The organism is Mycolicibacterium sp. XJ879 (assembly GCF_053483935.1).
The window spans coordinates 315779-327923 of record NZ_JBEFTH010000002.1; the positions used below are offsets into that span (position 1 = coordinate 315779).

10 protein-coding genes are annotated in these 12145 nt (G+C 69.6%); 6 read left to right on the forward strand and 4 right to left on the reverse strand.

The features are described from left to right. Nucleotides 1-62 precede the first annotated feature (62 nt). The gene (locus tag ABQF13_RS05265; RefSeq protein WP_448391670.1) at nt 63-956 is read left to right on the forward strand and encodes a mycobacterial-type methylenetetrahydrofolate reductase; all 894 of its coding nucleotides are present in this window, start codon (nt 63-65) and stop codon (nt 954-956) included. Nucleotides 957-972: 16 nt separating this feature from the next. On the opposite strand, the gene ABQF13_RS05270 is transcribed toward ABQF13_RS05265, so the two are convergent. Beyond that, on the reverse strand, nt 973-1755 hold the full coding sequence (locus tag ABQF13_RS05270; protein WP_448391671.1) for an SDR family oxidoreductase: 783 nt from the start codon (nt 1753-1755) through the stop codon (nt 973-975). Between the two features lie 172 nt (nt 1756-1927). Here ABQF13_RS05270 and ABQF13_RS05275 point away from each other — a divergent pair, with 172 nt between their 5' ends. The 5 genes from ABQF13_RS05275 to ABQF13_RS05295 all read left to right on the forward strand — a co-directional run bounded on the left by ABQF13_RS05275 (nt 1928) and on the right by ABQF13_RS05295 (nt 9689). After that, the gene (locus tag ABQF13_RS05275) at nt 1928-2800 is read left to right on the forward strand and encodes a helix-turn-helix transcriptional regulator (protein ID WP_448391672.1); all 873 of its coding nucleotides are present in this window, start codon (nt 1928-1930) and stop codon (nt 2798-2800) included. 22 nt (nt 2801-2822) lie between these two features. Next, a complete protein-coding gene (hrpA, locus tag ABQF13_RS05280) occupies nt 2823-6725 on the forward strand; it encodes an ATP-dependent RNA helicase HrpA (protein WP_448391673.1) in 3903 nt (1300 codons plus the stop codon). A 144-nt stretch (nt 6726-6869) separates the two neighbouring features. Next, a complete protein-coding gene (locus tag ABQF13_RS05285; protein WP_448391674.1) occupies nt 6870-7667 on the forward strand; it encodes a SigB/SigF/SigG family RNA polymerase sigma factor in 798 nt (265 codons plus the stop codon). Nucleotides 7668-7713: 46 nt separating this feature from the next. Next, nucleotides 7714-8550 (forward strand): glutaminyl-peptide cyclotransferase, encoded by an 837-nt coding sequence (locus ABQF13_RS05290; RefSeq protein ID WP_448391675.1) that lies wholly within the window; start codon nt 7714-7716, stop codon nt 8548-8550. Beyond that, nucleotides 8547-9689, forward strand: coding sequence for an FAD-dependent oxidoreductase (locus tag ABQF13_RS05295; protein ID WP_448391676.1), 1143 nt, complete (start codon nt 8547-8549; stop codon nt 9687-9689). The genes ABQF13_RS05290 and ABQF13_RS05295 overlap by 4 nt, the downstream gene beginning before the upstream one ends. On the opposite strand, the gene lipE is transcribed toward ABQF13_RS05295, so the two are convergent. The 3 genes from lipE to ABQF13_RS05310 all read right to left on the reverse strand — a co-directional run bounded on the left by lipE (nt 9635) and on the right by ABQF13_RS05310 (nt 11885). Next, nucleotides 9635-10879 (reverse strand): lipase LipE, encoded by a 1245-nt coding sequence (gene lipE / locus ABQF13_RS05300; RefSeq protein WP_448391677.1) that lies wholly within the window; start codon nt 10877-10879, stop codon nt 9635-9637. The two genes, ABQF13_RS05295 and lipE, sit on opposite strands and share 55 nt — an antisense overlap. 21 nt (nt 10880-10900) lie before the next feature. Further along, nucleotides 10901-11401, reverse strand: coding sequence for an Rv1352/Rv1906c domain-containing protein (locus tag ABQF13_RS05305; RefSeq protein WP_448391678.1), 501 nt, complete (start codon nt 11399-11401; stop codon nt 10901-10903). Nucleotides 11402-11483: 82 nt separating this feature from the next. Beyond that, complete coding sequence (locus tag ABQF13_RS05310) at nt 11484-11885, reverse strand: heme-binding protein (RefSeq protein ID WP_448391679.1); 402 nt, start codon at nt 11883-11885, stop codon at nt 11484-11486. Nucleotides 11886-12145: the final 260 nt, after the last annotated feature.

Consider the following 12145-nt stretch of genomic DNA (forward strand, 5'->3'; position numbering starts at 1 on the left):
GACGGTGGTCGTCGTGACCTGCCGCGCAGCGGGAAGTAATCGTCGGATCGAGGAGCAACCCGGTGACGCTGAACACCATCGCGCTCGAGCTCGTGGCCCCCAATGTGGACCGCGGCCGTGAGCAGGCGCTGGAGGATGCCGACAAGGTGCTGCGGTACTCCGAGCAGAGCGGCCTAGCCGGCCGGATCGGGCACGTGATGATCCCCGGCATGATCGAAGAGGACGACGATCGGCCCGTCGAGATGAAGCCGAAGATGGACGTCCTGGACTTCTGGTCGGTGATCCGACCCGAGCTGACCGGCGTCAAGGGGTTGTGCACGCAGGTCACCTCCTTCATGGACGAGCCGACGCTGCGCCGACGGCTGACTTCGTTGTCCGGTGCCGGGTTCGAGGGCATCGCGTTTGTCGGGGTGCCGCGCACGATGGCCGACGGCGAGGGCTCCGGCGTCGCGCCGACGGATGCGCTCGCGATGTTCGACGAGGTGGTGCCCAATCGCGGGGGGATTCTCATCCCGACCCGCGAAGGTGAGCAGGGCCGGTTCGAGTTCAAGTGCGACCGGGGCGCGACGTACGGCATGACGCAGCTGCTGTACTCCGATGCGATCGTCGGGTTCCTCCGCGAGTTCGCCGCGGCGACCGATCATCGGCCCGAGATCCTGCTGTCGTTCGGGTTCGTCCCGAAGATGGAGAGCAAGGTCGGGCTGATCCATTGGCTGATCCAGGATCCGGGCAACCCCGCGGTGGCCGAGGAGCAGGAGTTCGTCAAGCGGTTGGCCGGCACCGATCCGACCGAGAAGCGCAAGCTGATGGTCGACCTGTACAGGCGGGTCATCGATGGCGTCGCCGACCTCGGTTTTCCGCTGTCCATCCACCTCGAGGCCACCTACGGGGTGTCGGCTCCGGCGTTCGAGACGTTCGCGGAGATGCTCGCGTACTGGGCGCCGGACGCCACCTGAGGGTCCCGACCCGTCGTCACGACGCCTGGCGAGTCGGCATGATCGTCAGCTGTTGCAGGTTCACCCGCGCCGGCTGCGCCACCAGGAAGCCGATCGCCTCGGCGACGTCGGCGGGATCCAGCCACTCGATCTGATCCCGGGTGCCGTCCAGCCACTCCTGCGCGCCCGCATCGGTGACATGGCCCTGCAACTCGGTCTCGACGATGCCGGGCTCGACGGCCGAGACCCGCACGTTCTTGGCGCCGAGTTCGGCGCGCAGCGTGCGCGACATGTGCGTCACGAACGCCTTGGTGCCCGAGTACACCGCGAAGTGCGGGAACAGGTTCTGTGCGGCGATGGACGACGTGTTGATCAGATCGGCGACGCCCTTGTCGGCGGCGGAGGCCACCAGCTGCGGGACGAACGCGCCGATCGCGTTCGTCAACCCGGTGATGTTCAGGTCGATCTGCTGCTGCCACTGGTCAAAACGCTGCTCGTCGATCGGGGCGGGCAGCATGACGCCGGCGTTGTTGAACAGCACGCCGGCCGGGCCCCACTCGGCTTCCACCCGCTGCGCGGCGGCGCGCACCGCGTCGGCGTCGGTGACATCCACCGGCAGCGCGAGCGCGGTGCCGCCCGCCGCACCGATCTCCGCGGCGAGCTTCTCCAGCCGGTCGGCCCGGCGGGCGAGCAGCGCCACCCTGGCGCCCGAGGCGGCGAGCCGCTTGGCGGTGGCCGCGCCGATGCCGCTCGAGGCGCCGGTGATGACGGCGACGCGGCCGGACAGGGGATGGCTGGTGCTCGGGGTTGTCTTGGTCATGGCGATTCCTTTCATCGGTGGCGGCGGTGCTGCCGCACATCCGAGACAACACCGCCGAACAGCCCGCTGAGCGGCCAAAACGAGCCCGGTCGGGCCCCGGTTCGGCGTTCCTGGGTTTGGCAGACCCACGTTTGGGACGGTGCGGCGGGCCCGCTGCGCCCACACTGGAGGCATGGACCACAACGCCGAACTCAAGGAGTTCCTTCGGACGCGTCGCGCGCGGCTGCGCGTCGAGGACGTCGAGATCGGCGGGTCGGGACGGGTGCGCCGGGTGCCTGGTCTGCGTCGCGAAGAGGTCGCCCAGCTGGCCGGGGTGAGCGTGGACTACTACACCCGCCTGGAACAGGGCCGCCACCTCAACGTGTCCGACGAGGTGCTCGACGCGGTGGCGCGGGCGCTGCGCCTCGACGACGTCGAGCGGTCGTACCTGTTCGAGATCGCGCGCAAGAAGACGCGTCGCGCCCGGCGGCGGCCCGCGCCGGTGCAGCGGGTCCGGCCCGGTGTGCGCCGCGTGCTGGAGACGCTCGACGACGTCGCGCCGGCGTTCGTGTTCGGCCGCCGCATGGACATGCTGGCGGCCAACCGGCTGGCGCGGGCGCTGATGGGCGACTTCGAGGCGTTACCACCGCGGGAGCGAAACCTGTTGCGGTTCACCTTTCTCGACGAGTCCGCGCGGGAGCTCTTCACCGACTGGGAAGAGGTGGCCCGCGACAACGTCGCGATCCTGCGGCTCGACGCCGGGCGCCACCCCGACGATCCGTTGCTGACCGAACTCGTCGGTGAGCTCGCCGTCAAGAGCGAGGAGTTCCGCCAGTGGTGGGCCGACCACAACGTCCGCGAACGCACCCACGGGATCAAGCGCTACCACCACCCGCTGGTCGGTGACCTGTCGGTGAACTACGAAAGCGTCGCCGTACCCGGCGACCTCGACCAGACGCTGTGCATCTACACCACTGAGCCGGGGTCCCCGGCGGAGACGGCGCTGCGGCTGCTGGCCAACTGGACCAGCGCCCCCTCCGCGGATGCGGCGCTGCAGACCCCCTGACCCGCCGCCTATCCTCTGTTCGGTGTCCGAGCCGTCCGCCGCTGAGCTGCGTAGGCGCCTGGGCGGGCTGACCGTTCGCGACGCCGCCCGGTTCGGGCGCCGCCTGCGGCAGTTGCGCGGAGCGAGCCCGGACAAGGTCGCCAAGCTCGCCGAACAGATCGCCGCCGCCGAAGCGCTGGTGGCCGCCCGGGTGGCGGCGCTGCCCGCGATCACCTACCCCGACCTGCCGGTCAGCGAGCGCCGCGACGAGATCGCCAAAGCCATCACCGACAACCAGGTGGTGATCGTCGCGGGGGAGACCGGCTCCGGCAAGACGACCCAGCTGCCCAAGATCTGCCTGGAACTGGGCCGCGGGATACGCGGCACCATTGGGCACACCCAACCCCGGCGCCTGGCCGCGCGCACGGTCGCCCAGCGCATCGCCGATGAGCTGGGCCGCCCGCTGGGCGACACCGTCGGCTACACCGTGCGCTTCACCGACCAGGTCAGCGATGCCACGCTGGTGAAGCTGATGACCGACGGCATCCTGCTCGCCGAGATCCAGCGCGACCGCCGGCTGCTGCGCTACGACACCTTGATCCTCGACGAGGCCCACGAGCGCAGCCTCAACATCGACTTCCTGCTCGGCTACCTGCGCGGGCTGCTGCCGCGGCGGCCGGACCTCAAGGTGATCGTCACCTCGGCGACGATCGAACCGCAGCGTTTCGCCGCGCACTTCAACGCGGCCCCGATCGTCGAGGTGTCCGGCCGCACCTATCCGGTCGAGATCCGGTACCGGCCGTTGGAAGTTCCTGTCGTGGTGGAGGATTCGGATGACCCCGATGATCCCGACCACGAGATCGTGCGCACCGAGCTCCGCGACCAGATCGAGGCGATCGTCGACGCGGTCGCGGAACTGGAGAGCGAACCGCCCGGCGACGTGCTGGTGTTCCTGTCCGGCGAGCGCGAAATCCGTGACACCCGTGAAGCCCTGGTGGCTCTGCGCGGTCTCGACGACGATCTCGAGGTGCTGCCGCTGTACGCGCGGCTGCCGACGGCCGAACAGCAGCGGGTGTTTCGGCCCAGCCGCGCCCGGCGCCGGGTGGTGCTCGCGACGAACGTCGCCGAGACGTCGCTGACCGTGCCCGGCATCCGCTACGTCGTCGACCCCGGCACCGCGCGGATCTCGCGCTACAGTCGCCGCACCAAGGTGCAGCGGCTGCCCATCGAGCCGATCTCGCAGGCCTCGGCCGCCCAGCGCGCCGGCCGGTCGGGTCGTACCGCACCCGGCGTGTGTATCCGGCTGTACTCCGAGGAGGACTTCGCGGGGCGACCGCGCTACACCGATCCGGAGATCCTGCGCACCAACCTGGCCGCGGTGATTCTGCAGATGGCGGCGCTGAATCTCGGTGACATCCAGACGTTTCCGTTTCTCGACCCGCCCGAGAGCCGCAGCATCCGCGACGGTGTGCTGCTGCTGCAGGAACTCGGCGCCTTCGACCGGGACGGCAAGATCACCGACGTCGGCCGGCGCCTGGCGCAGTTGCCGGTCGATCCGCGGCTGGGTCGGATGATCCTGCAGGCCGACGCCGAGGGTTGCGTGGCCGAGATCCTGGTGCTGGCCGCGGCGCTGTCGATTCCCGATCCGCGGGAGCGGCCCGCCGACCGTGCGGAGGCGGCACGGCAGAAGCACGCCCGCTTCGCCGACGAGCATTCGGATTTCGTGTCCTACCTCAACCTGTGGCGGTATCTGCGGGAGCAGCGACAAGAACTGTCCGGCAACGCGTTCCGGCGGATGTGCCGCGACGAGTTCCTGCACTATCTGCGGATTCGGGAATGGCAGGACCTGGTCGGGCAGCTGCGCGCCATCGCCCGCGACCTGGGGATCAGGGAGTCCGGCGAACCGGCCGACCCCGTCCAGGTGCACGCTGCGCTGCTGGCCGGGCTGTTGTCGCACATCGGTGTGCGTGACGACTCGAAAGGCCGCGGCTCCAGGGAGTTTCAGGGCGCCCGCAACTCCCGGTTCGTACTCGCTCCCGGTTCGGTGCTCACCAAACGTCCGCCGCGCTGGGTCGTCGTCGCCGACCTGGTCGAAACCAGCAGGCTGTACGGACGCACCGCCGCGCGGATCCAGCCCGAGACCGTCGAACGCGTCGCCGGAGACCTGGTGCAGCGCAGCTACAGCGAGCCGCACTGGGACGCCGAACACGGCGCGGTCATGGCCTACGAACGGGTCACGCTGTACGGGTTGACGCTGGTGGCGCGCCGCCGCGTCGGCTATTCGCAGATCGAACCGGAAGTCGCGCGCGATCTGTTCATCCGCCACGCGCTGGTCGAAGGCGACTGGCGGACCCGCCACCACTTCTTCCGTGACAACGCCCGGCTACGCGAAGAAGTCGAGGAGCTCGAGGAAAAGGCGCGCCGGCGCGACCTGCTGGCCGGCGACGACGAGATCTTCGCCTTCTATGACGCCCGGGTGCCCGCCGAGGTGGTCTCGGCGCGCCACTTCGACGCGTGGTGGCGCAAACAACGGCACAAGACCCCGGATCTGCTCACCTTCACCCGCGACGACCTGCTTCGCACCAATGACGCCGCCGAGCAACCCGACGCGTGGCGCGCAGGCGATCTGGCATTGCCGCTGACCTACCGCTTCGAACCGGGCGCCGAGGACGACGGGGTCACCGTGCACGTTCCCGTCGAGGTGCTGGCCCGGCTCGGCGGCGACGAATTCGCGTGGCAGGTACCGGCGTTTCGCGAGGAGCTGGTGACCGCGCTCATCCGCACCCTGCCGAAACCGCTGCGCCGCAACTTCGTTCCCGCACCCGACACCGCACGCGCCATCCTGTCTGCGATCACCCCCGACGACGGGCCGCTGCTGGACGCCGTGCAACGCGAACTGCACCGGCGCACCGGCGTGCTGGTGCCGATCGACGCGTTCGACCTCGACAAGCTGCCGTCGCACCTGCGGGTGACGTTCGCCGTCGAATCCGCCGACGGCACCGAGCTGTCCCGCGGCAAGGACCTGGATACACTGCAGCACGAGCTGGCCGGGCCGGCGCGCCGAGCCGTCGCCGATGCGGTAGCCGGCGAGATCGAACGCACCGGGTTGCGCAGCTGGCCCGACGACCTCGACTCGCTGCCCCGAACCGTCGAACGCAACGCCGTGCGCGGCTATCCGGCGCTGGTGGATGCGGGCGCGACGGTCGACGTGCACGTGTTCGCAACACAGGCCGAGCAGGACAGTGCGATGGGTCCAGGAAGCCGCCGGCTGCTGCGCCTGGCGGTACCGACGCCGGTCAAAGCGGTTGAACGCCAACTCGATCCGCGCGCCCGCCTGGTGCTGGGCGCCAACCCGGACGGGTCGCTGCAGGCACTGCTCGAGGATTGCGCCGACGCCGCCGTCGACGTGTTGGCGCCCGCACCGGCATGGACGCGTACTGAATTCGATGCTCTGCGGGAACGCGTCGCCACCAACCTCGAACCCACCACCCGCGACATCGTCGCCCGCGTGCAGAAGGTGCTCGCCGCCGCACACGACGTCGAACTCGCGCTGCCCGCTGCGCCGACCCCCGCGCAGGCCGAGGCGATCGCCGACATCCGCGCCCAACTCGACACCCTGCTGCCCGAACGCTTCGTCACCAGCTTCGGCGCCGCGCACCTGGCCGATCTCACCCGCTACCTCACTGCGATCGGCAGACGCCTGGAGCGGCTGCCGCACGCCGTGGAAGCCGACCGCGAGCGGATGTCGCGCGTGCACGCCGTGCAGGACGCCTACGGTGACCTCGTCGCCGCGCTGTCCCCGGCCCGCGCCGCCGCTCCCGACGTCCGCGACATCGCGCGGCAGATCGAAGAGCTGCGCGTGAGCCTGTGGGCGCAGCAACTCGGCACCGCGCGCCCGGTCAGCGAGCAGCGCATCTACCGCGCGATCGACGCCGTTCGGCCCTGAGCCGCCACGGCGCCGTCGCGCAGCCACATCGCGAAGCACCCTGTGCGCAAACGGTCCATTTCACGAACAGTCGCGCTGAACGGCGGCGTTTGCGGAATACCCGAAGCGCGGATGCGGGTAGACGGGCCAAGAAGGAGGACGCCGATGACGACCGCGACGCGACGGCGCACGTCTAGCGCGCGCGCCAAGTCCGACTACGACGACATCCCGGAGCTGATCCGGACCGTCCGTGGCATGCCGCCCGAATCCGTTGCTTGCCAACGGATGCACGAGAAGATCGTGCGCCGCTGCCTTCCCCTTGCCGAGCACATCGCTCGCCGCTACGACGGCAGAGGTGAACCCCGCGACGATCTACTGCAGACCGCGCGGCTCGGTCTGCTCAACGCGATCGAACGCTTCGATCCGGCGTCCGGTCACGACTTTCTGTCCTTCGCCGTGCCGACGATCATGGGTGAGGTCAAACGGTATTTCCGCGACAACGGGTGGGCGGTGCACGTACCGCGGCGGTTGAAGGAGTCGCGCGCGGCGGTGGCCGCGGCGACGTCGCGGTTGAGCCAGCGCATGGGACGCGGCCCCACCGCGACAGAGCTGGCCGAGGAACTGCAGATGAGCCGCGAGGAGGTCGTCGAGGCGCTGATCGCGGCCCAGTGCTATTCGATCCGCTCGCTGGACGCGCCGGCGCCCGGCGACTCCGACGACGGCATGTCGATCGCCGACCGGCTCGGCAGCGACGACACCGCCATCGATCTTGTCGAGTTCCGCCAGGCCCTTCACCCGCTAGTGGCCGCGCTTTCGCCGCGGGAACGCGAAATCCTCACCATGCGGTTCTTCGGCTCCCACACCCAGACGCAGATCGCGCAGCAGTTCGGGATCTCCCAGATGCATGTGTCGCGGCTGCTCGCCAAGACGCTGGCCACATTGCGCGACGGCTTGGACGCCTAGCTATAGCTAGCGCCGGTGGCGACCGCTGCGGTAGGTATTAGCACCTATGGGCGTAATCGATACCGCACGGCGGCCTGCCAGCTGGCTGATCGCACTCGCGTTGTTCGTGGCGGCCGGATGCGGCGATTCGGCGCCCCACGCCGACAGCCAGCCTGCGACCGGCCCAGCCCCGGTGATCACCCCCGACGTGCTGGCGCAGATACCGCACGACCCCGCGGCGTGGACGCAGGGACTGGAGTTCGACGGGCCGGCGCTGTGGGAGGGCACCGGAATCGCCGGCGCGTCACAGGTGCGCGAACTCGACCCCGCCACCGGCGCGGTGCTGCGCGCCGCGCCCGCACCGAACGATTACTACGGCGAGGGCATCACCGTCGTCGGCGACCGGATCTGGCAGCTGACCTGGCGCGACGGCGTCGCGATCGAATGGGACAAAGCCACCCTGACGCCGGTGCGTGAGGTGCCCGTCGACGGCGAAGGGTGGGGCCTGTGCCACGATGACCGACCGGATGGCCAACGCTTCGTCCGCAGCGACGGCACCGACCGGTTGCGGTTCCATGACCCGGTGACCTTCGCCGAAACCGGTTCGGTCGCCGTCACCCGCGATGGCGTCCCGCAGACCAGCCTGAACGAGTTGGAGTGCGTGGACGGGCAGGTCTGGGCCAACGTCTGGAAGACCGACATGATCGTGCGGATCGAGCCGTCGACGGGCCAGGTCGACACGGTCGTCAACGCGACGGGGCTGTGGCCGGGGCAGGCCGGCGACAGCGACCGCGTGCTCAACGGCATCGCCCACATCGACGGCGACGAGTACCTGCTGACCGGCAAGAAATGGCCGTCGATGTACCGGGTGCGCCTCGCCGCGCCCCACGACGGTCCCCGGTGAGCCGACCGCGGGTGGTGGTCGCCGGCCTCGGCGACAGCGGCGTCCTGGTCGCCCTGCGGTTGGCGCGCCACGCCGACGTCGTCGGCATCTCGACCAAACCCGGCCTGGTGAGCGGTCAGGAACTCGGCGCCCGGCTCAGCCGGCCCGACGTGTGGGCGCGCGACTACTGGATTCCGTTCGACAGGTTCCGCGGCCTCGACCACGTGCGCACCGTCCACGCCACCCTGACCGGCGTTGATCTGGCCGCACGAAAAGTGTTCCGGCAGCAGGCCGATGGCGCCACACTGTCCGAACCCTATGACGCCCTCGTCATTTCGACAGGCGTGACCAACGGGTTCTGGCGCAGACCCGATCTGCAGTCGGCCGAGCAGATCCGCGCCGAGCTGCGTCAGCGCCACCGACGGCTCGCCGCGGCTGAGTCTGTGCTCGTCATCGGCGGCGGCGCGGCCGCCGTCAGCAGCGCCGCCAACGTGGCGCGGACGTGGCCGTATAAGCGCGTCTCGCTGTACTTCCCGGGCCAACAGGCGCTGACCCAGCATCATCCCCGGGTGTGGCAACGGATACGTCGCCGCCTGACCGAAGCCGGCGTCAACCTGAACCCCGGGCACCGCGCCGTCGTCCCCGACGGCTTCTGCTGCGACGACATCACCACCGGTCCTGTGCACTGGAGCACCGGCCAGCCACCTGCCGCAGCCGACGCGGTGCTCTGGACGATCGGCCGGGTGACGCCCAACACCGGCTGGCTGCCCACCGAGATCCTCGACGAGCACCGCTTTGTCCGGGTCACCCCGCAGCTCACGGTGCTCGGGCACCCAGACGTGTTCGCGATCGGCGACGTCGCGGCCACCGATCCGCTGCGCAGTTCGGCGCGCAACCGCGCCGACGGGCTGCTGGCGCACAACATCCGCGCCGCACTGACGGGCGGCAGACCGCGCGCCTTTCGGCCTGCGGCGCGGCGATGGGGTTCGGTGCTCGGCGTCCAGGCCGACGGGCTCGAGGTGTTCACCCCGAAAGGACAGGCGTTCCGGTTTCCGGCCTGGTCGATCGACCGGCTACTGCAACCGTGGATCGTGCGCCGCGGAATCTACCGCGGTGTGCGGGAGAACTCTGCGGTGATGCGATCCAGCAGCGCCCCATAGCGTTTGGCCTCGCGGTGCGGACCGGGTTTTCCGCTGCTGATCACCCCGGCAGCCAGCCCGCGTTGCGGGTCCGCCCACACCGCGATGTTGGTCAACCCGGTGTGGCCGAACGCCGCAGGCGCATCCCGCCCGAACGGCCCGAACCGCTTCGACCCCAGCATGTAGCCGGTGCCCCACCGCAGCGGCGCCAAACCGACCGCGACATCGGGCCGCAGCCGTCGGCATTCCGCCGTCGCCGCCCGCAACGTCTCGGGCCGCACCACCCGTACACCGTCGAGTTCCCCACCGCGGCGCAGCAGTTCGGCGAATCGGGACAGCTCGAACGCCGTAGACACCGTGTTCGACGACGGCAGCACGCTGGTCAGGTACCTCGGCGTGTTCGAGAACGGGATGATCTTGTGCAACGATCCGCCGACAGCCAGCCGGAACACGGCGGCGGCGGGCTGGGGCAGTGGCTTACCGGTGGCGTAGCTGGGCGCCACCGCTGAAACATCGTGCGGTGCAACACCGTAGTTCGTCCACCGGAAACCGAGCGGGTCGAGGATCTCGGTCGCCAGGATGTCACGGATGTTCTTGCCGGCGGCCGCACCGACGATCTCGCGGATCAGCGGCCCCCACGTCAGCCCGTGGTAGATGTGCACGAGCCCGGGCCGGTACAGCGGTTTGAGCTCGCTGAGTTGCGCGACGGTGTACTCGCTGTCGTCCATCCGGGTGAGGTCCGGCCGCGGCCCGGTATGGATGGGAATGCCGGCGCTGTGGGTCATCACGTGCCGGATCGTGGTCCGGTGCTTGCCGTGGCTGGTGTAGCCGGGCAGGTAGTCGCTGACCCGGTCATCGAGCGACAGGACGCCGCGCTCGACGAGCATGTGCACGACCGTGGCGGTGATCGCCTTGGCAGCCGAGTACGCGCAGAACGGTGTTTCCGTTGTGACAGGGACCTTTTCGGCGTCGGCCGGGTCAGTGGGACCGTTGCCCCAGCCGTGCCCGATCGCGCGGTTGAGCACGACCTTGCCGTGGTGCCGCAAGCACAGCTGGATCGCCGGATGCATGCCCGCGGCATACCAGTGCCGCGCGGCCTGCCAGATCCGCTCGACGGCGGCAGGGTCGAGCCCGGAGTGGTCTTCGTCGCCGACGGCCGTCACCGCGTCGAGATCGGTCGGCACGTCGATGCCGCCCTGCACCGCGTTCACGTGGCCAGCGTACGGCGGCGGTTACGGGGAGGGCGGCGGCCCGCTGAGGATGCCGGAGCCGATGAACGACCCGAGCTGGCCGAGCAGGTCCTGCGGGCCGGGCTGGGGCGGTGGTGCGGCGTTGGTGAGCTGCCAGCTCTGGCAGTCGTTGGTGGTGAACGTGGTGTCGTCGGCCTTGATCTGCACGACCTGCGGCTTCTTGGTCATGGCGTTGTCGACCAGCTTGCCGTCGCTGGTGCGCTTCCAGTAGCACACGGCGTCGGTGACGGGACCGGCCGAGGAGTACGTGCCGGGCACGATGTCGACGCCCACCTGGTAGGTGCCGTCGGCCTCGATGAACGACTGGGGAACGGCCGGGGTCTCGGCGTCGTCGGACTCCTCGGGCGCCGGGCCGGGTTCGGCCTCCGATGGCGCGTGGGGTGCCGGGGACGGCTCAGGCTGGGCATGCGCGACCCCCGCGGTCGCTCCACCAGCGGCGAGCAGGATCGCCGCGGTGAGCACGGAAACTCGCGTCGGGTTCATAGGAAGGCAGTCTATGCGTCTGTCGGATATGAGAAAACCCGCCGCCGCAGCGGGGCTGCGGCGGCGGGTCCTTGATTCGACGCTAGCCGGCCATGAACTCGTTGTAGGCCGACGCCAGCTCCGGCGGGAGCACCGAAACGTTGCACTTGCTCTGCACATCCCCGATCGGCGCGAGGATGCCGCGCAGCGCGTAGTACTCGCCCGGGTTGTTGGTGAAGTACCCACGCAGCGTGGCCGACGCCTCCGGACGCGGCTGGTTGAACGCCGTCGTCACCGCCTGGTTGGCGCCGGGATGGCTGTCGAGATACGCGCGGGCCTCTCCCGTCACCGAACTGACCGTGCCGGACACCGCGCTGGCGGTGCACTGGTCGGGCGAAGCCCCCGCCGACGGTGCGGCGATGGTTGCTGCGGCCAGACCGCCAAGCACGCCTGCCGCACATGCACCGGCGATACCCCGGCGCGCAGTGATACCACTGAATTTCATGTGTTTCTTCCTTCTGAATGCGATTGGTCGCTGGTTTCCCCGTACCTGAAAACCAAGGTAGCCGAACGTCAAAGGGGTGAAACCGGCGCAGAATTTCGTTTGCTGGATAGGGGCTGGCGTTACACCGAATGGGCGTGATCTGTACCGCAGTATCGGCCGAATTCGCTAAGCGAGCGACCAGAACTGGCGCCCATTCTCAGAATTTGCCCGCGGCTCTTAGATGATCGTGATCTGGACGGTGACCGAATCGTTATCGACCG

What these genes read in the sequence shown, in the direction of transcription:
- ABQF13_RS05285 (WP_448391674.1), top strand. Translation starts at nt 6,870, where the DNA reads ATGACGACCGCGACGCGACGGCGCACGTCTAGCGCGCGCGCCAAGTCC.
- ABQF13_RS05290 (WP_448391675.1), top strand. Translation starts at nt 7,714, where the DNA reads ATGGGCGTAATCGATACCGCACGGCGGCCTGCCAGCTGGCTGATCGCA.
- ABQF13_RS05305 (WP_448391678.1), bottom strand. Translation starts at nt 11,401, where the DNA reads ATGAACCCGACGCGAGTTTCCGTGCTCACCGCGGCGATCCTGCTCGCC.
- ABQF13_RS05275 (WP_448391672.1), top strand. Translation starts at nt 1,928, where the DNA reads ATGGACCACAACGCCGAACTCAAGGAGTTCCTTCGGACGCGTCGCGCG.
- ABQF13_RS05310 (WP_448391679.1), bottom strand. Translation starts at nt 11,885, where the DNA reads ATGAAATTCAGTGGTATCACTGCGCGCCGGGGTATCGCCGGTGCATGT.
- ABQF13_RS05270 (WP_448391671.1), bottom strand. Translation starts at nt 1,755, where the DNA reads ATGACCAAGACAACCCCGAGCACCAGCCATCCCCTGTCCGGCCGCGTC.